The sequence below is a fragment of the Williamsia sp. M5A3_1d genome (assembly GCF_053345315.1).
The window spans coordinates 565,814-587,858 of record NZ_JBKEZX010000004.1 but is presented as its reverse complement, the minus strand read 5'-3'; the positions used below and the strand labels follow the sequence as shown (position 1 = coordinate 587,858).

Here is a 22,045-nt window from a genome sequence, read left to right as displayed (position 1 = left end):
CAGTGAGCCGTGTCACGTGTGCAGAAGGTGGGATGAGGATGAGTCGGGGCGACGCAGTACGGATGAGGTTGAGATGGTGTGCGATGCACGGGTTCGTCCGGTTCGTCGCCGGTCGTGCCGCCGCCGCGGGTGATCTGCAGGCGAGGCTGATCGCCGACCCGTCGGCACGCGCGGACCCGACCGGTCTGTACCGCGAGATCCGGGAGGCCGCTCCCGTGGTGCGGTCCCGGCTGGCCAGCGTCACCGTCGATCACGAGATTGTCCACGCCACGCTACGGTCCGACGACTTCCGCACGATCGTCCTCGGGTCCCGGCTGCCCGGCCCGCTGAAGTGGATCGAGGAGCGCACGCGGTCGGGGGCGCTGCACCCGTTGCGGCCGCCGTCGCTGCTCGCCACCGAGCCTCCCGAGCACACCAGCTACCGCAAGCTGGTGTCGTCGGTGTTCACCGCGCGGGCGGTCGCGGCGTTGCGGGACAACGTGCAGGAGACCGCCGATCGGTTGCTCGACGGACTGATGGACCACAGCGGACCGATAGACATCGTCGAGCGCTACTGCGCGCAGCTGCCGGTCGCGGTCATCAGCGACATCCTCGGCGTCCCCGAGTCCGAGCGCGGCCGTGTGCTGGAGTTCGGTGAACTCGCGGCGCCGAGCCTCGACATGGGCCTCACGTGGGCACAGTTCACCCGGGTGGAGACCGGACTCATCGGCTTCGATCGATGGCTCTCCGATCACCTCGCGACGTTGCGCCGCAATCCCGGTGACGACCTCATGAGCCAGCTGATCCGCGCGACCGAGGACGGGGTGTCGCTCACCGACGACGAGTTGCGGGCAACGGCCGGACTCGTGCTGGCGGCGGGATTCGAGACCACCGTCAACATCCTGGGCAGCGGTATCGACCTGCTCATCAAGCACCCCGAGCAGTTGGCGCTCCTCCAGGAGGATCCCTCGTTGTGGTCCAACGCGGCCGACGAGATGCTGCGCCTGCAGTCCCCGGTCCAGATCACCGCGCGTGTGGCCCGCCGCGACGTCGAGGTCGGTGGCGAGCAGCTGACCAAGGGCGATCTGGTGGTGCTCGTGCTCGCCGGCGCCAACCGCGACCCCAAGGTGTTCACCGACCCCGAACGGTTCGACGTGACCCGCGACAACGCCAACAAGCACCTCTCGTTCTCCGGCGGCCGACACTTCTGCCTGGGCGCGGCGCTGGCGCGGGCCGAGACCGAGGTGGGCCTGAAATCCCTCTTCGACCGGTTCCCCCAGATCGCCGCGGCCGGTCAGGGCACCAAGCGGGACACCCGCGTGCTCAACGGCTTTGCGCGCCTCCCGGTGCTGCTGGCCGAGCGCAGCCGCGAAAACGCCCACAGCCGGTAGCTGCGGGCGTCCGCGCGGCCGACGTCAGTAGGCAGGGGTCAACGGGCGGTGCCCACCAACCCCAGCGAGCGGAGATCAGCGACGTACTTGGCGATGAGTTCGGCGCTCAGGTGGGGGATCTCGCCGTTGTCCCCGATACCCGCCTCGGCGACCGCCGCGGCGAAGCGTCGCGACGGTATCGCCGAACCCGCGATCGCCGTGTCGGGCTGGGCGAACGCGTGCAGGAGTGGCAGCAGCGACGCGCGCCGCTGCGCCTCGGGCAACGCCCGGATGGACGTCTCGAAGCGCGAGATCCACGTGGCGTAGTCGTCGACGCGCGTGACCGCGACACCGCTGTCGATCAGCCAGTCGACGACGGTGTCGAGTGAGATGCCGTCGTCGTGCGGGTTCACGACGTTGTAGGTCTCGTATCCCTTGTGTACCGAGGATCCGAGGTCTGTGATGGCGGTGGCCGTGAAATCGGCGGGGAGGCCGTCGTAGTGTGCCCGCGGCCGTTCGGAGGACCCGTCGCCGGCGGCGTAGAACGAGCCGGGCGCCACGCCCGTGGCGATCACGCTCAGCACGAGTCGCGTGAACATGTCCGGGACATTGAGCTGGCCACTGAATGTGCTGTGCGCCAGGATCATGTCGGAACGGAACACCGCGACCGGCAGTTCACACAGGTCGTGCGCCTCGCGGAGCAACACCTCGCCGGCCCACTTGCTGTTGCCGTATCCGTTCGCGTACGTCTCGTCGACCGAGCGACGCGCGCTCGCCGTGCGGATGTCGAGGTCCTCGTCGAGGATCGACGGCCCGCCGTCGGCGGCGACACCCACGGTCGAGAGGTAGGTGATCGGCGTGATCCGGCTGGTCAGTGCGAGGGCGATCAGCTCGGCCGTCCCGACCACGTTCGGTCCGAACAGCTGGTCGTAGGGCAACACGTGGTTGACCAGGGCGGCCGGGTGGACGATGAGATCGACCTCGTCGGCCAGGCGCTGCCAGGTGCCGGCGTCGAGACCGAGGTCGGTGTCGGCGATGTCGCCGGCGAGCACCTCCAGGCGGCGACCCGCGAGTTCACGGAAGCGGGCCAGCAGATCGGGATCCCCGCTGTCGAAGGCGGATTCGAGCCGCTTCCGGGCATCGTCGGCGTCACGGCCGCGGATGATGCACACCAACCGACCGTCGGAGGCGTCGAGGCGTTCGAGCCACTCGAGGCACAGGAAACGTCCGAGGTAACCGTTGGCGCCGGTCAGCAGAACCGTGCCTGGCTTCTCCGGGGCCCGGGGAAGCGACGGCGCCGCAGACAGGGTCTCGGCATCGATGAACTTGTCGAGGGTGAGCTGTTCGGCGAACACCTCGGTGGCGCCCTTGCCGTGTACCGAGGCGAAGGTGGGTCGGACGGCGCCCGCGCGGGCGCGCTCGATGTGTTCGGCGATCGCGCTCAGGTCGGTGGCCGCGCTCATCAGCACACCCACGGGGATCTCGACGTCGAAGATGTCGGTCAGCAGATTCGAGAACGTGAGCGCCGACAGCGAGTCGCCACCGAGATCGGAGAACCGCACACTCCCCTCGACCTCACCCGAGCCGCCCACCGTGGCGATGGCGGCGCGGGTCACCGTCTCGAGGACCGGGCGGTCGGCGCCGTGGCGGCGAAGCTCGCGCAGCTCGCCGCTCTGTCCGTCGGCGAGCTGGGTGTAGAGCGCCTCGAGCTGGTCGCGATAGTGCTCGGTGAGCGCGGGACGCAGCAGCTTGCCGACACCGGAGAGGAGGCCGGCCTCGCGGGTGAACGGTGCACGCTCGACGATGATGTCGCGCGGGATCTCGTAGGAGTTGAGTCCGGCGGCGCGGGCGGTGTCACCGATCGCGTCGAGCAGGCGGGTCCGCAGCGCGTCGTCATCGGCGACCTCGGCCGCGATCTCGTCGGTGGGCACCACGACGCCCAGCAGGAACGCGCGAGAGCTGTTGCCGTAGACGAAGATCTGGGCAACACCATCGGCGGCGGCAAAGATCGCCTCCAACCGCGACACCGCGACGAACTCACCCTGGGACAGCTTGAGGACGTTCTTGCGACGGTCGAGATACACGAGGTGACCCGGCTCGGTCTCGGCCATGATGTCGCCGGTCAGGTAGAAACCGTCTTCGTCGAAGACCTCGGCGGTGACCGCGTCGCGCTTGTAGTAGCCGGGGAACATCGAGGCGGACTTGAGCACCAATTCGCCACGCGGATACGGGGTGTCACTGGTGTGGTACCCGAGTTCGGGCACGTCGACCAGCTTGTACTCGGTGACCGGTGGCTGGTTCACGACGCCGTTGATGAGCACCGGACCGGCCTCGGTGGAACCGTAGCCGTCGACGAGGGGGACGTCGGCGCATGTGGTGATGAACTCCGCCATCTCCGGCGCGAGCGGCGCGGTGCCGCACATCGCCGACAGAACGCGGCCACCGAGCACCTCTTCGCGCATCTCGGTCTTCACCGCCTCCTCCACGGCGGCGACGTCGTGGTCGGCCGCGTCGAGTCGATGGTCGACCTCGCTGCGGAAGCGCTGAAAGATCATGTCGCACACACGCGGGACGAGCATCAACGCGGTGGGCCGGACGAGGGCGAGATCCTCGAGCAGGGTCGACAGGTCACTCTTGGCGACGAAATACGCGGTGCCACCGCTGCCCAGGGTCTTCGCGAGAACCGCGCGACCGGCTACGTGGCTCATCGGCATGTAGTTGACGGAGATCTCCGGGATCTCGCCGGTGTCGAACCAGAACGTGGTCCACAGACGTGCCACGTTGCGTGTCGGGTACATCGCACCCTTGGGGGTCCCGGTGCTGCCCGAGGTGTAGATCAGGGTCGCGAGCGCGTCGGCCCATGAGTCGGCGGCGCCGGATTCGGGCGTCCCGAACGCGGGTACGGCGGGCGCGGTGCGCCCGCGTTCGACGACGTCGGCCAGGGTCTCGAACGCGATGTCGGTGCCGGACAGGCGGTCCTGCGCCTGTGCGATCACGTCGCGGTGGTCGTCGTCGTCGGTGAAGTTCTCGAACACGACCAGTCGGGAGGGCGCGAAACCGGTGGTGACGAGGTCGACGGCGTCGGTGAGGTGATCGATGGACACCGCGAACACGGTGGGCTCGGTCTCGGCGATGATGGGGGCGAGCGCTGTCGGGGTGGCGCTGGTCTGCAGGGGGACGCTGACCGCGCCGAGGTGCGCGCAGGCGAGGTCGATGACCGCGTAGTCGACACTCGTGAACCCCAGGGTCGTGACGAACTGCCCGGGACGAACGAACTCGGCCCATCCGGCGGCGGCGGCGGCGATCCGGTCGCCGAGTTCGCCGTAGCTGACGGTGTCGAAGCGTGGGAGCAGGGTGCGGGTGGTGCGGCCGGTGGACGGATCCGTGGTCGTCTCGGTGGCACGCGTGCCGAGTGCGGGTCGATCGGCGTAGGCCTGCAGGATGCCGGCGATGACGACGGCGAGCGGGGTGTCGGGATCATGCGATCCGGCCAGGTCCGGATTCGGGATGGCCGCGGCGACCTGGGGATCGTTCTCGGTGAGTCGCTGCAGCCGGTCGGCGACGTGGGCGTCGAGCTCGTCGCGGCGCGGGGTGTCGGTGTCGGCGGTGTCGTCCTGGGTCTGTGTGCTCATGTGATGCCCTCCTGTCGCACTCCCGCGTCAGCGGGCGGCTCGGCCGTACGTCGAGCCTTAGTACCGCTAACGAAGGGCGGAGGTGGCGATATTTCCGCGATGGGTGTGGCGAATGTCTCTCAGGAGCTCTCGTCGTCGGAATAGGGCGATTCGCCCGTGTCCAGCGGCAATGAGGGATCGGCGAGGTACGCGACGGTGTCGTCGATGCGACTCGCGATCACCGCGGGCGGTTGATAGACAAGCCGACCCGGAAGCCGTTCGAGGGCGGAGATCGCGTCGTCGATCGGCGTCAGCGCGTCGCGGTCACCCGCACCCGGCGGTGCGGTCCCTGCGGCGACGAGTCGGTCGTCGAGGGCGAGGACTGACTCGTCGAGTCGGTCGAGAGCCGCCGCGGAGACGGGGTCGGCGCGCAGAGTGTGGTTCTCGTGGACCAGGGCGATCGCGTAGCGGAGGCGACGGTGCAGCAGCGGCGCGGGTTCATCGGACGTCGACCACTCGCGGGGGGCGTGACCAGGCCGCCCGGGGAGCACGTCGGTGGAGCGGGCGAACCGGCGGACGCGCAGCATGGAATCGATCACGAACCACGAGACGCCGGTCAGGACGGCCACCGCGAACACGATGGTGACGACGACGATGAGGAGCGACACGTCGGCCATTGTCGTCGCCGAACGCGGCCGTCGACAAACCCCGCCGACCGAGGTGGGTGGATCGCGAGGTCAGGACGCGCTGCCGCGGACGCCACCGCGGCCGAATTTCTCCGAGTACATCGCGGCATCGGCTCGACGCCAAGTGCCATCGATGCCGTCGGCCGGTTCATACCGACCGACACCGATCGACGCGGACACGTCACTCTCGCGCAACGCCTGTCGGATACGCGCGATGACCATGTCGACCGTCGCCGAGGGCGAGCGGGTGAAAAGGATCCCGTACTCGTCCCCACCGGTGCGGGCGACGACCGCCGGGGCGTCGATCGGCGAACCTTCGATCACCGTCGTGATCAGCTCCGCGACCCGACGCAGGTGGTCGTCGCCGGCGTGGTGGCCGAGGGTGTCGTTGGTCCGCTTGAGGTCGTCGAGATCGATCACCACGATCGCCCCCGGATCACCGAAGCGGCGGAAACGTGCTTCCTCGCGCTGCAGAAGTTTCTCCCAGCCACGCCGGTTGAGCAGACCGGTGAGGGCGTCGGTGTCGGCGTGGCGATGCGCGGCCTCGAGTGCGCGCTCGGCGGCCGTCGTCTGCAGGTCCGCCTCGAGGATCCGCGACAGCAACGACGTCATCAGGGTGATCAGATCGGTGTGCACGTCGGTCTCGGGCGGAAGTGGGTCACGTCCGAATCCACACAGCGAGCCGAACAGTGCGCCGTCGGAGGTCACCAGTGGGAACCCGACGTAGCTCGCGACCGGGGATCCCGTGCGGTCGACGACGGCCGCGTATTCCGGCACCGAACGCAGATCGCGGGCGATGAGGGGTCCGCCGTCGGCGGTGAGGTACTGACAGAGCGAGTTCGACCACGGCAACACGGTGCCGGCGTGGACACCGAGATCGGTGTCGTCGACGGTCAGATAGATCTGACGCTCACCGTCGAAACGCGCAACCGTCCACGTCCCGATCGGGAAGGCCTGTCGCAGATACTCGAGCACGTCTCGTGAGGCCTCGTCGAAACGTGGTCGGGAACGGTTGAGCAGGGGGGCCGGATGCATTGACGCTCCTCGATCCGGTGAGCCCTCCCCGATGGAGACCTCGCTGCCGACGCCTCATTGTCGTCGTCTGTGGCGAAATCGTTACACATCGGGTCTGAGGTGTATCTCACGGCGACGTCAGCGACCGAGGAGGCGGGGAAGACGATTCTGAATTCGCTTGGCGGTGATGAGACGGCTCGTGAAGGCCACCGCGAGCGAGGCGAGCAGCATCGCCGCACTGACGATCCAGGCATCGGCGAACGATGTGCTGCGACCGACCGCATTGCCGCTGAAGCCCAACGTCACGCCGCTGAGCACCGCGGATCCGAACGCGGGATACGACGCCCTCGTCTCCAACTTGATCTTCCAGTCCACGGCGTCGCGCCGCAGATCGGCAGGCGAACGGTCCGAGGGTGACGCGCCGCGGGACTCTCGCCGCGCGGCCTCGATGGCGAGCTCGAGATCGGGGTCGTGGGGGGCGTTCCAGGCGCGTGTGAGCGACCAGATCCAGCCCGTGACGATCACGAGATCGCAGATGGCGAAGACCACTGCGCCGATGTCCGTCACACCGCCGATGGTAGGTCAGTAGACGTCGCGCACGTAACGCTTGTCGGCCGCGAGCGCTTTGACGAAGGCCTCGGCGCTGTGGGGGGCGAGGCGGCCGTACTGGGCGACGACGCCCTTGAGAGCCGCGTCGACGTCGCGGGCCATCCGGGTCGCATCGCCACACACGAAGACCGAGGCGCCCCGGTGCAGCCAGTCCCAGATCTCGGCGCCGTGCTCCCGCATCCGGTCCTGTACGTAGACCTTGTCGGCGTGATCCCGCGAGAACGCGACGTCGAGACGTGTGAGCACGCCGTCGTCGAGCATCGACGTCAGCTCGTCGCGGTAGTAGAAGTCGGTCGCCTCATGTTGCTCACCGAAGAACAGCCAGTTGTCGCCGGTGTGGCCCGATGCGCGCCGCTCCTGCAGGAACGCCCGGAACGGGGCCACTCCCGTGCCCGGCCCGATCATGATCATCGGGGTGTCAGGATCTGCGGGCGGACGGAAGTGCGTCGTCCTCTGCACGAAGATCCCGATCTCGTCGTCGCCGGCGTGGTCGGCGAGATAGGTCGAGCACACGCCGCGTCGGGGTGTCCCGTGCAGGTTGTGTCGCACCGCCGACACGGTCAGCTGCACCTCCCGCGGATGCTCGAGCGGACTCGACGAGACCGAGTAGAGCCGGGGTTGCATCGGTTTGAGCACCGTCAGCCACTCGTCGACGTCGGCGCGGACAGGGTGCGTCGCGAGCAGGTCGACCGACTGCCTCCCCCACATCCAGTCGGAGAGCCGGTCCCGGTTGTCGGGCAGCATCATCGCCTCGAGATCGACATCGCCCGTGCGGCGCAGCACGAATCGCAGGAGGTCGGGGGTGATGCGGGCGATCTCCAGATCGTCGCGCAGCGCGTCACGGAGCGGTCGGGGTGCGCCGCCGCCGAGCTCGACCGGTGCGTCGCCGTCGAGCCCGGTCAGCGACAACCACTCCCCGACGAGGTGGGTGCTGTTACGCGGCCACACCCCCAGCGCGTCGCCGGTCTCGTAGGTCAGGGTGTCGGGTGGCAGGTGAAAACCGAACTGGCGCACGTCCTTCTCCGATCCGGCACCGGAGAGCGGGGTGTTGCGGATCAGGCGGGTCCGTAACGGCGATCTCCTGCTGAACGCGGCGGGCTCGTCCGGGGCACGAATCGGCGTCGGTGCGGCAGCCGCTGACACGGCCGCCTCGGGCACCAGTCGTGCGGTGACGGTGCGCAACCATCCGGCCGCGGTGTCGGAGAACTCGGGCTCGCAGTCGGCGCGGTCGGCGATGCGATCGGCACCCAGTTCGGCGAGGCGCGAATCGAGTTTGCGGCCGTGGCCGCAGAAATCGTCGTAGTTGGAGTCGCCGAAGGCGAGCACCGAGTACCGCACGCCGCTCAGATCGGGGGCGTCCGGGGACGTGACCTGATCCCAGAACGCGACACCGTTGTCGGGAGCATCGCCGTCGCCGGTGGTGCTGGTGATCATCAGTGCCGCGTCGTGGTGTGCGAGCTCGGCCACGGAGAAATCGTCCATGGTGCGCAGGGTGACCCCGACACCGGTGTCGGTGAGGTGGGCTGCGGCGGTGGCCGCGAACTCCTCCGCGGTCCCCGTCTGCGATGCGCACAGCACCACCGCTGTCGTCGTGGGTGTCGTCTGGGTCGCGTCGGTCGCGCTTCCAGCGGGAGCCACTGTGCGCGAGTAGATCCCGGCCAGGACACCGTCGACGTAGGCGCGTGCCGCCGCAGACAGCGGCGCGTCGGCGGGGACGGTCGGTACGCCGCCACCTTTCGAGTCAGCGACCGGCGCAGCCCGCAGTCCGGCGATCAGGCCGGCCACCCATGTCCGTTCGGCGGCGGTGAGTTCGACGGCATCGGATTCCGAGACACCGAGGGCGGCGCCGACCGTGCTCATCGCGTCGCCGTCGCCGGCCGCCGACGGCTCCTCGGGTGGCGACACGGCCGAGGCCGGGGTGGCGGCTCCCACGCGGACCAGGTTCACCGCGCAGGCCTTGAACTCGGGTTGCTGCGACATCGGATCGGTGGCGTCAATCGTGACAGCGTTGATCGCCAGGTCCGCGCCGAACATGTCGCTCCAGTGGAACGGCACGAAGCACCCGCCCGGCCGGACGCGGTCGCTGATCGTCGCGGGAAGGGTGGCCGACCCACGACGCGAAGCGATCTCGACCCGGTCGCCTGCCTCGATGCCGAGGGATGCGGCATCGTCGGGGTGGATCTCGACGAACGGCCCCGGGTTCAGTCTGTTCAATTTCGCGACGCGGCCGGTCTTGGTCATCGTGTGCCACTGGTGCGGCAACCGGCCGGTGTTGAGCACGAACGGGTGCTCGTCGTCGGGCATCTCGGCGGGATCCATGGCCGGCCGGGCGAAGAACTGAGCCCTGCCGTTGGGTGTCGCGAAGGCCAATCGGGGCACGGTGCCGTCGGACCGGGTCAGCAGGTCTTGGCTGACCCCGTCGTTGAGATAGCGGATGGGGTGGCGCGACTGCGTCGACCCGGGTGGGCAGGGCCATTGCGTCGGTGTCTCGCGCAGGCGGGCGTAGGACACGCCCCGCAGGTCGTATCCGGTGGCAGGGTTCGCGAACGCGACGATCTCGTCGAACACCTCCTCCGCGGTGGCGAAGTCGAAGGCGTCGCCGTATCCCAGTTCCCGTGCCATGAGCGCGATGAGCTGCCAGTCGGGCAGGCAGTCGCCGGGTGCGGGGAGGCCGGGGCGGAACAGGGTCAGCGTCCGCTCGGAATTGACCATCACCCCCTCGGATTCTGTCCACAGCGTGGCCGGCAGCACGATGTCGGCATAGGTGTTGGTCTCGGTGTCGGCGAAGGTGTCCTGGGTGATCACGAGCTCGGCACGCTCGAGTCCCGCGATCACCGTCGACCGATTCGCCACGCTGGCAACGGGATTGGTGCAGATGATCCAGCATGCCTTGATCTCGCCGGTGGCCAGACGGGAGAACATGTCGACGGTGCCCGCGCCCGCCTCGGTGCGCAACGACCCCGCGGGCAGGTGCCATGCGTCCTCCACGAACGCGCGGTCGGCGTCGACGAGGACACTGCGCTGACCGGGAAGCCCCGGCCCCATGTAACCCATCTCCCGGCCGCCCATGGCGTTGGGCTGACCCGTGAGCGAGAACGGTCCACTGCCGGTGCGGCAGATCGCCCCCGTCGCGAGATGCAGATTGCACAGCGCGTTGGTGTTCCACGTCCCGTGGGTCGACTGGTTGAGCCCCATGGTCCAGCAGCTCATCCACTCGTCGGCCTCGGCGATCCACTGCGCGGCGGTGCGCAGGTCGGATTCGGCGATCCCACACCTCTCGCTCACCACGGCGGGGGCGTAGTCGGCGAGGAAGTCGACCATCACCTCCCAACCGTCGGTGAACTCGGCGATGAAGTCGTGATCGATCGCATCGGCCTCGGCGAGCAGGTGCAGCAGGCCGTTCATCAGCCACAGGTCGGTGCCCGGGGCGATCTGCAGGTGGAGGTCGGCCTTGTCGGCGGTCGCGGTTCGTCGTGGGTCCACCACGATGAGGCGCGCACCGGATTTGATGCGGTCGAGCATCCGCAGATGCAGGATCGGATGGCAGTCGGCCATGTTGGCGCCGGTGACGAAGAACAGGTCGGCGTGGTCGAAATCGTCGTAGGAGCCCGGCGGCCCGTCGGCACCGAGGGATTGCTTGTAGCCGGTTCCCGCGCTCGCCATACACAGACGCGAGTTCGATTCGATGTGCGATGTGCGGAGATAGCCTTTGGCGAGCTTGGTCGCCAGATACTGCGCCTCGAGCGACATCTGGCCCGACACGTAGATCGCGACCGCGTCGGGGCCGTGTTCGTCGACGATCGCGCGCAACCGGCCTGCGGCGAGTCCGACGGCGTCCGACGTCGCGGTCGGCACCGGGGCGTCTCCGCGGTCGGGGCGGACCAGCGCGGTGTGCAGCCGACCGGATGCGGCCAGCATGTCGGCGGTGGTGGCGCCCTTGGTGCACAGTCGGCCGGCGTTGCTGGGATGGGCGGTGTCACCCGAGGTCTTGCTGACGATGTCGCCGCCGTCCGGACCGCGGCCGATCTGCAAGAGCATGCCGCACCCCACGCCGCAGTACGCGCACAGCGATCTGACCATGGCCCCATGGTGTCGGCGCAGGCTCTCGCAGTCGTTACCCCGCTGTGTGTCCGAGGTGACGATGTCCTCACCGCGACCGCGCGGGGCGCGTGAGCGGCCGCCAGCGCCATTCGCTCAGCCGGATCGGAAGGTATCGGTCGAGTTCAGACGCGTCGAGCAGCGACGGAGACCCGATGGGTGAAGGGTGTTCGGCCTACCGTGGTCGGTATATACCGTCGCCGTACAGAAGGACAGATGATGACCACCTCGACAAGCCATCTCGGCGGTGTCATCGCCGCGACCTCGGAGGCGATCACTGCCGACCCCACGAACGCTCACGCGGTGTTCCGCGGCACAGCGACGTCGCACGACGCGGTCGCGAGCACCGTGCGACTCGGCAAGTACAGCGTGGGGGTCGACGAGCCCCCGGCCCTCGGTGGCGAGAACACCGCGCCGAATCCGGTCGAGTACTACCTGGCGTCCCTGCTGTCGTGCCAGGTGGTCACCTACCGGTTCTGGGCGGAGAAGCTGGGCATCACGGTCGAGGACATCTCCGCCACCGCCGAGGGTGATCTCGACGTCAACGGCTTCTTCGGTTTCGACGACGATGTCCGCGCAGGTTTCGGCGAGGTTCGTCTGGAGATCACCGTGACCGGCCCCGAGTCGCAGGAACGCTACGACGAACTCCAAGCCGCGGTGGACGCCCACTGCCCCGTTCTCGACCTCACCCGCAACGCCACGCCGGTGCACACGTCGCTGCGCGTCGGTTGAGTCGACTCGATCGCGTGACCGGCCCGCTGGTAGAACTCGCAGTGTGACCGATCACGAATTCGGGTTGCGTACCCGAGCGATTCACGCGGGTGCCCGCGTCGATCCGCACACCGGTGCCCGAGCCATCCCGATCTACCAGACCGCGAGCTACGTGTTCGCCGACGCCGACGATGCGGGCGACCTGTTCGCCCTGCAGAAGTACGGCAACATCTACAGCCGGATCGGCAACCCTACGGTCGCGGCATTCGAGGAGCGGATGGCCAGCCTCGAGGGCGGGATCGGCGCGGTCGCCACCGCCAGCGGCCTCTCGGCCGAGTTCGCGGTCTTCGCGACCCTCGCAGGCGCGGGCGACCACATCGTGGCCGCGGCCGGGCTCTACGGAGGCACCGTCACCCAGCTCGACGTGACGCTGCGCCGTTTCGGGATCGAGACGACCTTCGTCGGCGGGACCGACCCGGCCGACTACGCCGCGGCCATCACCGACCGCACGAAACTCCTCTACGCGGAGGTGATCGGCAACCCGTCGGGCGAGATCGCAGACCTCGAGGGCCTCGCCGCCGTCGCGCACGAACACGGACTGCCCCTCGTCGTCGACTCCACCATGGCCACGCCGTGGCTGTGCCGACCGATCGAACACGGGGCCGACGTGGTGGTCCACTCGGCGACGAAGTTCCTCGGTGGGCACGGCACCACCCTCGGTGGCGTGATCGTCGAATCAGGTCGATTCGACTGGGGCTCGGGTCGGTTCCCCGCCATGACCGAGCCCGTCGCCTCCTACGGTGGGCTCACCTGGTGGGGCAACTTCGGCGAGTACGGATTCCTCACCAAGGTTCGCAGCGAGCAGGTCCGCGACCTGGGTGCCAGCCTCGCCCCGACCTCGGCCTTCCAACTCATCCAGGGCATCGAGACGCTCCCGCAGCGGATGGAGGCGCACATGTCCAACGCGCACGCGGTCGCCCAGTGGCTCGACGCCGACCCCCGCGTGACCTACGTGCGCTGGGCGGGACTGCCCGACCATCCCCACGCCGAACGCGCCGCGAAGTACCTCCCGGCCGGGCCCGGTGCGGTGTTCGCCTTCGGCATCGCCGGCGGTCGCGACGCCGGGCGGGCCTTCGTCGAGAACGTGCGCCTGGCCAGTCACGTCGCGAACATCGGCGACGTGCGGACCCTCGTGATCCACCCCGGCAGCACCACGCACCGGCAGCTGACCGCCGAGCAACTCGAGGCCGCAGGCGTCCCCGACGATCTCATCCGCATCAGCGTCGGCATCGAGGACATCGAGGACATCCTCTGGGATCTCGATCAGGCGCTGGCCGCGGCCACCGCCACCGCAGAGGAGGCGAACACCGATGCCTGACACCGCCGACCACGCGACCCGTACCTGGGTGGGACCCACGGCCGCGCAACGCCGGACCATCCTCACCGAGACCCGGACGATCGCCATCGTGGGTGCCTCGAAGAACCCCGCTCGCGCGAGCTACTTCGTGAACAAGTACCTGTCGTCGACCTCGGACTACACCATCTGGTTGGTGAACCCCACGATCGACGACATCGAGGGCACCACCGTGTATCCGACTCTCGCCGATCTGCCCGCCGCCCCCGACCTCGTCGATGTGTTCCGCCGACACGATGACCTGCCCCAGGTGGCCGAGGAGGCCATCGCCGTCGGAGCGCAGACGCTGTGGCTGCAATTGGGTCTGTGGCACGAGGACGTCGCGCGCCGCGCCGAGGATGCCGGGCTGCGCGTGGTGATGGATCGCTGCATCAAGATCGAGCACGCGCGCTTCCACGGGGGTCTGCATCTCGCCGGTTTCGACACCGGCGTCATCGACTCGCGTCGTCGATCAGGTCTGTGACCGGCTGATCGGCGTCGTCCTGCCAGTATGGGGAGTGTGACCCGCAACGACGCCACCACGCCCACGACCGACGACTCGGTCGACGGTTACCTCCCCATCGCCGATCACGGTGTCATCGGCGACCTGCGCACCGCGGCTCTGGTGGGTATCGACGGCCGCATCGACTGGTTCTGCTGCCCGCGATTCGATTCCCCGAGTGTGTTCGGTGCACTTCTCGACTCGGCAAAGGGCGGGTCGTGGGATGTGTCGATGGTCGACGGACTGGTGTCGACCAAGCAGTTCTACCTGCCCGATTCGAATGTCCTCGTCACCCGCTTCATGAGCGAGGACGGTGTCGCGGAGGTACAGGACCTGATGCCCCTGGCGAAGCCGAGGGACCCCGACCACCGCACCCGGATCGTGCGTCGCATCGAATGCGTCCGCGGCCGCGTCACCATGGCCATGCGTCTCGATCCCGCATTCGATTACGGGCGAGCAGACCACACGGCATCGGCCGTCGACGACACCCACGTCACGCTCGCCGGCGGCGACCTGACGTTGCATCTCGCGTCCGACGTCCCGCTGGGGATCGACGACGGCGTCGTGACCGCTCGCGTGCAACTCGGCGTCGGTGAGGCCGCCACCTTCACTCTCGGTGTCGACGAGATCCCGGACGACGAGCGCGATTCGGAGGCCTCGGAACACATCATCCATGCGACGGTGCGGTTCTGGCAGTCATGGTTGGCGCAGTCGAACTACACGGGGCGCTGGCGCGAGATGGTGCACCGCTCGGCGCTGGCGCTCAAGTTGATGACCCACGAACCGACCGGCGCCATCGTCGCCTCGGTGACCACCGCGCTGCCCGAGGAGATCGGTGGCGAACGCAACTGGGACTACCGCTACGTCTGGATCCGCGACGCGGCGTTCTCCCTGTACGGTCTGCTGCGCCTGGGATTCAACGACGAGGCGGCGGCGTTCATGGGCTGGCTCACCCGGCGGTTCAGCGACGGTGGCGACGCCGACGGCCGTCCGCTGCGTCTGATGTACACGATCGACGGCGACACCCCACCCGACGAGAAGTCGCTCGAGCACTGGTCGGGGTACCGCGGATCGACACCGGTCAACGTCGGCAACGGCGCGACCAACCAGTTGCAGCTCGACATCTACGGCGAGCTCATCGACTCGGTGTACCTGTTCAACAAGTACGGCCCCGGCATCTCGTGGAACTCGTGGAACGAGTTGTGCGGGGTCATGTCCTGGCTCGTCGACAACTGGGATCAGTCCGACGAGAGCATCTGGGAGGTGCGCTCGGAGTCGCAGAACTTCGTGTACTCCCGCCTCATGTGCTGGGTCGCGTTCGAGCGCATGATCCGGATGAGTCGGCAGCGCGGCCTGCCCGGCGATGTCGCGACCTGGATGAAGACCCGCGACGAGATCTTCGACCAGATCATGACCAAGGGATGGAACGAGTCCCGTCAGTCGTTCACGCAGACCTTCGAATCGGATCGGCTCGACGCATCGCTGCTGCTGATCCCGGCCGTGAAGCTGCTCTCCCCCACCGACCCGCGGTTCCTGGCGACGCTCGAGGCCATCGAGGGGCAGCTCGTCAGCGATTCGCTGGTGTTCCGTTACGACGCAAGCGATCACGACGACGGGCTGAGCGGAACCGAGGGCACGTTCTCGTTGTGTTCGTTCTGGTACGTCGAGGCGTTGACCCGGGTCGGACGTCGCCCTGATGCCCGTCTGGCCATGGAGAAGATGTTCACCCACGCCAATCACCTCGGCCTCTACGCCGAGCAGGTCGGCCTCACCGGTGAGCAGCTCGGCAACTTCCCCCAGGCGTTCACCCATCTCGCGCTCATCAGTGCGGCCTACAACCTCGACCGTGAGCTCGGCGGCTGACGCGGAACTCGGCGGCTGAGACGGGGCTCGGCGGGTGACGCGCTGGCACACCGCTGTCCACGATCGGATGGGCGCCGTGCGCCTCGACCGCGAGCAGTTCAGACTGGGTGCATCATGACCGAGCAGCGATACGAGGTGCAGCAGCCTGGGTCGTCGTCGAGGCGGGCGACGTCACGTGTGCGATCCGGCGAGGTGACACCAGGTGGGGTGCCGGTGGTCGAGCGTGACTTCTTCATCGAGGAGTTCCGCGGGGTCACCATCGTGGTCGCGCTCACCGCGGTGACCGCCGCTGGTCTGACCGCGATCCGACGCACCGTCGGCGAGTTCGACTCAGGCGACACACGGTTCGTCTTCGTGGTCCCGGTCGACCGGGTGACGGCGGTCTCCGAGGCGGTCGACGGTCTGGCCGTGGATCGCTCGGAGGCATGGGACGACGAGACCATCGCGCGCCTGTGGCTCGCCATCGCGGACTCGCATCGCGTCGTGGTCGGCGCAGATGCATCCGCGGTCGCGCGCACCGCAGGATCGGTGTCCGCGAGTGTCCGGGCGTCGAAGATGGTGCTCACCGATCCCGGTGGCGGGTGGGGCACGCCGCCACGGAGCTTCGCCGACATCGACGCGCACCGGGACCGTCTCGTCGCGCACCTCGCCGGGCGTGGGCTCGACGACTTCGTACCCGCCGCACACGAGTCGCTCGCCGGCGGCGCCTACAGCGTGAACCTCTGCCGTGCGGAGGATCTCGAGTTCGAGCTGCTCACCTTCGACGGCCGTGGAACCGTGCTCACGCAAGGTCGGTACCTGCACCTGGCGTCCCTGCAGGTCGACGACTTCCCGGCGATCGAAGCCCTGGTGGAGCAGGGCGTCCGTGAGGGCGTGCTCAAGCCGCGGAGCCGAATGGACGTCGCCCGCCTGGCCGTCAGCGGGCTGGGTGCGCGGGTGCTGCGCACCGGCCACCTGGCGGGCGTCGTCGGACTCGAGGTGGACCGTTACGTAGGAACAGGATTCGGCGAGGTGTCGGGCCTGATCACCGTGGCCGAGTTCTCCGGCCTCGGCGCCGGCGGTCTGCTCGTCGACGGGTTGTCCGAGATGTGTCGCGACCGAGGTGTCACGACGCTGTTCGCGGTCACCGTCAGCACCGACGCCGCACAGTTCTTCCTCCGACGGGGTTTCGACGAGGTCGGGCGCGAGGGCGTGCCCGCAGCCAAGTGGGACGGCTACGACGCCGACCGTCTGGCACATGCGCGCTGCTTCGTGAAGGCGGTGTGAGGCGCGACCGCAACCCGGCCTGCGCCCCGCCACATGATCGGCGATGCTGTGATGGTGAACAGAAACGAGCTGACCGAACTGATCGCCACGAGCCGCATCGAGACCGGCGTGTCCTGGCAGGAACTCGCCGACGCCGTCGATCGCCCGGTCGTCTGGACGACGGCCGCCCTCCTGGGCCAGCACCCGATCCCGCGGCCCGAGGCCGAGGTGCTCCTCGAGAAGCTGGGTCTGCCGGGTGATCACGTCGCCCTGCTCGGGACGGTCCCGGTCCGCGGGACCGACCGCGACGTGGCCGTGAACGATCCCACGATCTACCGGCTGTACGAGGCGCTGGCCGTCTACGGCCCCGCGCTCAAAGAGCTCATCCACGAGAAGTTCGGCGACGGCATCATGAGCGCGATCAACTTCAGCCTCGACATCGACAAGGTGCCGCACGACTCCGGCGACCGTGTGGTGATCACCTTCGACGGCAAGTTCCTGCCCTACGACTGGGTCAGCGGCCGCTGACGAACCAGCCCACCGGCTCGGCCAACTCGTCGGCGGCGTGTGGGCCCATCGACCCGGGCGCGTACGACTGCACCGCGGGCGGGTTGTCGAGCAGTGGGGCCGCGACCTCCCACACGTGGGCGAGACCGTCGGGGCGGGTGAACAGCGAACGGTCGCCGTCGAGCACGTCGTAGAGCAACCGCGAATACGGCGACAGGCCACCGCCGTTGGTCTCGATGGAGCTCAACGGCAGCTCCATGTGCGCCACCGAGAGTTCCTCACCGGGGCCGGGCGTCTTCACGGTGAGGGTGATGTCGATCTCGCCGTCGCCGGACAGATCGAAGGTGAGCGCGGCGCCGTTCGCGGGCAGGTGGGTGACCGGTCCGTCCTCGGGTCGACGGAACACCAGCGTCACGCGCTGCGCCGAGACGCCGAGCATCTTGCCCGTCCGCAACACGAACGGGACGTCGCGCCAGCGGTCGGTGTCGACCCACATCCGGGCCGCCACGAAGGTGTCGGTGTCGGAGTCGTCGTCGATGCCCTCGACATCGTGATACCCCTCGAACTGTCCGAGCACGACCTCGTCGGTGTCGATCGGCCGGAAGGCGGCGATGACCGACTCACGGGCGCTCTGCAGGTCGTCGGCGCCGAGGCTCAGCGGCGGTTCCATCGCGACCTCGGCGGCCACCTGGAACAGGTGCGTCACCAACATGTCGAGCACCGCGCCTGTGGCGTCGTAGAACTCGGCACGATCGTCGATGTCGAGGGTCTCGGGGATGTCGATCTGGACCTGCTCGACGTGTTCCCGGTTCCACAGCCCGGCGAACATGCCGTTGGCGAACCGGATGATGTGCAGGTTCTGCGTGCTCTCCTTGCCGAGGAAGTGGTCGATCCGATAGACCTGCTTCTCGTCGAACACCTCGTGCACCGCGACGTCGAGTTCCTCGAACGACTTCTGCGACGTGCCGAACGGCTTCTCGTAGACCACCCGTGCACCCTCGTCGAGTCCGTGCTCGCCGAGCGCCTTGGTGTAGTCGGTGAACGTCGCCGGCGGCAACGCGATGTAGTGCACGAGCTGGACGTCGTCGCCACCGAAGTCGTCGTCGTTGCGGATCTCGTCGATCACGTCGGGGAGCTGTCCTGGATCGTCGACCGTGAATCCCCCACCGGCAAAACGGAGATTCTTCGCGAAAGCATCCCAGTGGTCGTCGGTCCCGTCGCCGAACTCGTTCAGGGCGTCGGCGACGTGCTGCCGGAACTCGTCGTCGGTGCGCTCGCCGCGGCCGTTGCCGATGAGCTTCCACCGCGTGGGGAGCAACTCGCGCTGGGCGAGTTCGTAGAAGGCGGGCAGCACCATCCGTTTGGCGAGATCGCCGGTGGCACCGAACAAGACGAAGACCGTGGGGGTGTCGGCCCCTGAGGTGGACTCGGGCATGGCTCCACTATGCCCCACGCGCGTCGGTGGGTGCCGAGCAGACGGAGCGAGCCGATTCAGCGACGGGTGAGGACGAACACCGGGATCACCCTGTCGGTGCGTCGTTCGTAGAGAGCGAAATTGGGCCACACGTCGAGGAGCTCGGCCCACAGCACGGGCCGGTCGTCGCCCGCCTCTCGCCACGACACCGTGATCGGGGTGCCGTCGACGACGATCTCGGCGGAATCGGCGGCGCGAAGATTGTGCACCCACGTCGGGGTCTTGGGGTTGCCGAAATACGAGCCGGCGATGAGCCATTCGTCGGCGCTGCGCGGTGCGCACAGCAGGGGGGTCGACCGCAGCACGCCACTCTTGCGGCCCGGTACCCGCAGTATGAGGTTGGGGAGCCCGGCGATGTCGAGCAGGCTGACCCGGCCGCCGGTGACCCGTTGCAGACGGCTGTCGGTCTTCTCGATCAGCGGCAGCGCCTTCGGCATCCAGGGGATCGCGCCGATGCGCACGGCGAGCGGAGTGAGCAGACCCATCTCTCTACGGTAGTCGGCCCGGACTCGCGGCCTCACCTGTTCCGGCTCACACCGTCCGGCGGGTGTGCGCGATCGGCCGGTGGGTCCGGGCGGGCTGTGCCTGGAACTCGAGGAGCAGACGCGCGACCGCGTCCGGATCCTCCACCTGGGGGAAGTGGCCGACGCCGGGGAGTATCTCGAGCCGGCTCGCCGGCATCGCCTCATGAGCGGCATGGGCGTGCGCGACAGGGATGACGGCGTCGTCGTCGCCCCAGATCAGCAGGGTGGGCATGCCCTCGTTGAGGTGCAGCTTGCCCATCGCGCTGACCGCCTGGCCGCGGTGGTCGACGACGGCGCGCAGGGTGCGCAGGAACGCCGCGCGCGTCTCCCGATCACCCAGCGACCGGTGTGCACGCCACATCTCGTTGGCACGCGGTGCGCGTAAACCGCGCTCCCCCAGCCACGAGGCCACCCGGTTGCCCGCGGAGATCACCGGCGGGGCGGCGATGACCGGCATCAGCAGTTCTGCGCCGGGGGCGGCGAGCAACCGCAGGGTCCAGCTGACGTCGGGTCCGAGGCCGCCGCTGCTGATCAACGCGAGGCGTTGGCAGTACTCGGGGTGTTGGTAGCTGAACTGCATCGCGACGCCACCGCCGAGAGACTGGCCGACGACGGTCACGCGATCGATGTCGAGTTGGTCGAGGAGGTCGCGCAGCCAGGCCGCGAAAGAGCCCAACGAGTAGTCGCCCCGGGGTTTCCCGGACGCACCGTGACCGGGCAGGTCGGGGGCCAGCACACGATGGTGTCGGGCCAACACCGGGATCACGTCACGCCAGGTGGCCGAGCTCCCGGCCATACCGTGGATGAGGAGGATGACCTCGCCCTGGCCGACGTCGCGGTACGCGGCGGGCTCACCGTTGATGGTGACGGTCGACAGGGCGGTCATGAGCTCAGGGCGGCGAGGTTGTCGACCGACCGCCGGACGTCGGATTCGATCACGCGGGCGACGAGCGACCCGACCGGGCCGCTGAGCAGGCCACCACGCAGGGTCGCGGTCAGGTCGAATCGCGAGCCGGAGTCGACCGAGTCGACGGTCATCGACAGGTCGATCTTCACCCCGCCGCGACCGGTCCCCTGCAGTCCGATGCGTTCGGGCTCGTCGTAGGTCGTGACCGTCCAGCTGATCACGTTGCGGAACCCCTTCACCTTGATGAGCGACTTGACCGACGTGCCCACCTCGATGCGCTCGGGCACCTCCGACCGCCACCCACCGAAGATCGTCAGCCACTCGTCGAAGCGCCCCAGGTCCGATGCGAGCGCCCAGGCGTCGGCCGGGGACAGGTCGGAATCGACCGTCACGGTCACACTTGCCACAGTGGGTGTCCTTCGCGTTCGGTGCGGCGACGGATCCCCGCCGCCTCGGGCTGACGCTACCGCTGAACCCGTGCCGCGGTCGCCCGACCGCCCCGACTGCCACGGCGGCGGTGTGATCTGGCGCACCGGTAAGGTGACCGGCGACGACGATCTGTGGACCGCGTCGGCCCAGCCCACGGCCGTCCGCCACAGGGCCACGATCCTCCGCATCGGTGGATCAGGGGGAACACCACGGAAGGAAGATGGCACCCATGACCGAACTGGATCCGTTCTACGAGGATGTGCAGGCGCACTACGACCTCTCCAACGACTTCTTCGACCTGTTCCTCGATCCCTCGCGGATGTACAGCTGTGCGTACTTCAAGGAGGACGACTACACCCTCGAGCAGGCGCAGTACGCCAAGATCGACCTCTCGCTGGGCAAGCTCGGCCTCGAACCGGGCATGACGCTCCTCGACGTCGGTTGCGGTTGGGGCACCACCATCAAGCGGGCCATGGAGACCTACGACGTCAACGTCATCGGTCTCACACTGAGCAAGAACCAGTACGAGCTGGTGAACGCGTCGCTGGCCGAGGCCACCCCCGAGGGACGCACCGCCGAGGTGCGCCTGCAGGGTTGGGAGGAGTTCGATCAGCCCGTCGACCGCATCGTGAGCATCGGGGCGTTCGAGCACTTCCGTGCCGAGCGTTACCCGCAGTTCTTCTCCAAGACCTACAACCTGCTGCCGTCTGACGGTCGGATGCTGCTGCACACCATCGTGGCGTTCAACCGCCACGTGATCCGCGAGAAGGGCCTGCCCATCACCCGCGAGGTGCTGCAGTTCGCCCGGTTCATCGCCAACGAGATCTTCCCGGGCGGACAGCTCCCCGAACCCCATGATGTCGAGCGTGAGTCGACCGCCGCGGGCTTCACCGTCGAGAAGATCCAGCCGCTGCAGCAGCACTACGCGCGGACCCTGGACATCTGGGCCGACGCCCTGCAGAAGCGACGCGAGGATGCGATCCGTATCGCCTCGGAGGACGTGTACAACACCTACATTCACTACCTGACCGGGTGCGCGGACTACTTCCGCAACGGCTACATCGACGTCATGCAGTTCACGCTGGCCAAGTAGCGCCTCGCCGACGATCCACCCCTCGACCCC

17 protein-coding genes are annotated in these 22,045 nt (G+C 68.3%); 8 read left to right on the top strand and 9 right to left on the bottom strand.

The features are described 5' to 3' along the window. Window positions 1-83: 83 nt before the first annotated feature. Window positions 84-1,370, top strand: a complete 1,287-nt coding sequence (locus ACLBW1_RS19630) for a cytochrome P450 (protein ID WP_447813456.1) — start codon at window positions 84-86, stop codon at window positions 1,368-1,370. A 38-nt stretch (window positions 1,371-1,408) separates the two neighbouring features. On the opposite strand, the gene car is transcribed toward ACLBW1_RS19630, so the two are convergent. From car to ACLBW1_RS19605, 5 genes are all read right to left on the bottom strand, one after another. Further along, window positions 1,409-4,981, bottom strand: a complete 3,573-nt coding sequence (gene car, locus ACLBW1_RS19625) for a carboxylic acid reductase (protein WP_447813455.1) — start codon at window positions 4,979-4,981, stop codon at window positions 1,409-1,411. A 119-nt stretch (window positions 4,982-5,100) separates the two neighbouring features. Further along, the gene (locus ACLBW1_RS19620) at window positions 5,101-5,628 is read right to left on the bottom strand and encodes a hypothetical protein (RefSeq protein ID WP_447813454.1); all 528 of its coding nucleotides are present in this window, start codon (window positions 5,626-5,628) and stop codon (window positions 5,101-5,103) included. Window positions 5,629-5,697: 69 nt separating this feature from the next. Further along, complete coding sequence (locus ACLBW1_RS19615) at window positions 5,698-6,681, bottom strand: sensor domain-containing diguanylate cyclase (RefSeq protein ID WP_447813453.1); 984 nt, start codon at window positions 6,679-6,681, stop codon at window positions 5,698-5,700. 117 nt (window positions 6,682-6,798) lie between these two features. Then, complete coding sequence (locus ACLBW1_RS19610; RefSeq protein WP_447813452.1) at window positions 6,799-7,227, bottom strand: hypothetical protein; 429 nt, start codon at window positions 7,225-7,227, stop codon at window positions 6,799-6,801. Between the two features lie 15 nt (window positions 7,228-7,242). Beyond that, window positions 7,243-11,349, bottom strand: coding sequence for a molybdopterin-dependent oxidoreductase (locus ACLBW1_RS19605; RefSeq protein WP_447813451.1), 4,107 nt, complete (start codon window positions 11,347-11,349; stop codon window positions 7,243-7,245). 234 nt (window positions 11,350-11,583) lie between these two features. Here ACLBW1_RS19605 and ACLBW1_RS19600 point away from each other — a divergent pair, with 234 nt between their 5' ends. From ACLBW1_RS19600 to cynS, 6 genes are all read left to right on the top strand, one after another. Further along, entirely contained in the window at window positions 11,584-12,099 is a 516-nt protein-coding gene (locus ACLBW1_RS19600; protein ID WP_447813450.1) for an OsmC family protein, read from the top strand. A 43-nt stretch (window positions 12,100-12,142) separates the two neighbouring features. Then, a complete protein-coding gene (locus tag ACLBW1_RS19595) occupies window positions 12,143-13,456 on the top strand; it encodes an O-acetylhomoserine aminocarboxypropyltransferase/cysteine synthase family protein (protein ID WP_447813449.1) in 1,314 nt (437 codons plus the stop codon). Then, window positions 13,449-13,955 (top strand): CoA-binding protein, encoded by a 507-nt coding sequence (locus ACLBW1_RS19590; RefSeq protein ID WP_447813447.1) that lies wholly within the window; start codon window positions 13,449-13,451, stop codon window positions 13,953-13,955. Before ACLBW1_RS19595 ends, ACLBW1_RS19590 begins: the two co-directional genes overlap by 8 nt. A 36-nt stretch (window positions 13,956-13,991) precedes the next feature. After that, window positions 13,992-15,836, top strand: coding sequence for a glycoside hydrolase family 15 protein (locus tag ACLBW1_RS19585; protein ID WP_447813446.1), 1,845 nt, complete (start codon window positions 13,992-13,994; stop codon window positions 15,834-15,836). Window positions 15,837-15,950: 114 nt separating this feature from the next. Beyond that, window positions 15,951-17,102 (top strand): GNAT family N-acetyltransferase, encoded by a 1,152-nt coding sequence (locus ACLBW1_RS19580; protein ID WP_447813445.1) that lies wholly within the window; start codon window positions 15,951-15,953, stop codon window positions 17,100-17,102. 54 nt (window positions 17,103-17,156) lie between these two features. Continuing rightward, entirely contained in the window at window positions 17,157-17,609 is a 453-nt protein-coding gene (gene cynS, locus ACLBW1_RS19575; RefSeq protein WP_447813637.1) for a cyanase, read from the top strand. Here the strand turns inward: cynS and ACLBW1_RS19570 are convergent. Genes ACLBW1_RS19570 through ACLBW1_RS19555 form a run of 4 tightly spaced genes read right to left on the bottom strand, consistent with a single transcriptional unit; the run spans window position 17,596 to window position 20,900 of the window. Continuing rightward, on the bottom strand, window positions 17,596-19,023 hold the full coding sequence (locus ACLBW1_RS19570; RefSeq protein ID WP_447813444.1) for a glucose-6-phosphate dehydrogenase: 1,428 nt from the start codon (window positions 19,021-19,023) through the stop codon (window positions 17,596-17,598). The two genes, cynS and ACLBW1_RS19570, sit on opposite strands and share 14 nt — an antisense overlap. 56 nt (window positions 19,024-19,079) lie before the next feature. Beyond that, window positions 19,080-19,547, bottom strand: coding sequence for a nitroreductase/quinone reductase family protein (locus ACLBW1_RS19565; RefSeq protein WP_447813443.1), 468 nt, complete (start codon window positions 19,545-19,547; stop codon window positions 19,080-19,082). A 46-nt stretch (window positions 19,548-19,593) separates the two neighbouring features. After that, on the bottom strand, window positions 19,594-20,472 hold the full coding sequence (locus ACLBW1_RS19560) for an alpha/beta fold hydrolase (protein WP_447813442.1): 879 nt from the start codon (window positions 20,470-20,472) through the stop codon (window positions 19,594-19,596). After that, window positions 20,469-20,900, bottom strand: coding sequence for a type II toxin-antitoxin system Rv0910 family toxin (locus tag ACLBW1_RS19555; RefSeq protein WP_447813441.1), 432 nt, complete (start codon window positions 20,898-20,900; stop codon window positions 20,469-20,471). The genes ACLBW1_RS19560 and ACLBW1_RS19555 overlap by 4 nt, the downstream gene beginning before the upstream one ends. 251 nt (window positions 20,901-21,151) lie before the next feature. On the opposite strand from ACLBW1_RS19555, the gene ACLBW1_RS19550 reads away from it, so the two are divergent. Beyond that, window positions 21,152-22,015: a cyclopropane mycolic acid synthase family methyltransferase gene (locus ACLBW1_RS19550; RefSeq protein WP_447813440.1), complete on the top strand. Its 864-nt coding sequence runs from the start codon at window positions 21,152-21,154 to the stop codon at window positions 22,013-22,015. The last annotated feature ends 30 nt before the right edge of the window (window positions 22,016-22,045 follow it).

Coding starts and splice junctions, on each gene's coding strand:
- ACLBW1_RS19630 (WP_447813456.1), top strand. CDS start 84: ATGCACGGGTTCGTCCGGTTCGTCGCCGGTCGTGCCGCCGCCGCGGGT.
- car (WP_447813455.1), bottom strand. CDS start 4,981: ATGAGCACACAGACCCAGGACGACACCGCCGACACCGACACCCCGCGC.
- ACLBW1_RS19615 (WP_447813453.1), bottom strand. CDS start 6,681: ATGCATCCGGCCCCCCTGCTCAACCGTTCCCGACCACGTTTCGACGAG.
- ACLBW1_RS19605 (WP_447813451.1), bottom strand. CDS start 11,349: ATGGTCAGATCGCTGTGCGCGTACTGCGGCGTGGGGTGCGGCATGCTC.
- ACLBW1_RS19600 (WP_447813450.1), top strand. CDS start 11,584: ATGATGACCACCTCGACAAGCCATCTCGGCGGTGTCATCGCCGCGACC.
- ACLBW1_RS19590 (WP_447813447.1), top strand. CDS start 13,449: ATGCCTGACACCGCCGACCACGCGACCCGTACCTGGGTGGGACCCACG.
- ACLBW1_RS19580 (WP_447813445.1), top strand. CDS start 15,951: ATGACCGAGCAGCGATACGAGGTGCAGCAGCCTGGGTCGTCGTCGAGG.
- ACLBW1_RS19570 (WP_447813444.1), bottom strand. CDS start 19,023: ATGCCCGAGTCCACCTCAGGGGCCGACACCCCCACGGTCTTCGTCTTG.
- ACLBW1_RS19565 (WP_447813443.1), bottom strand. CDS start 19,547: ATGGGTCTGCTCACTCCGCTCGCCGTGCGCATCGGCGCGATCCCCTGG.
- ACLBW1_RS19560 (WP_447813442.1), bottom strand. CDS start 20,472: ATGACCGCCCTGTCGACCGTCACCATCAACGGTGAGCCCGCCGCGTAC.
- ACLBW1_RS19550 (WP_447813440.1), top strand. CDS start 21,152: ATGACCGAACTGGATCCGTTCTACGAGGATGTGCAGGCGCACTACGAC.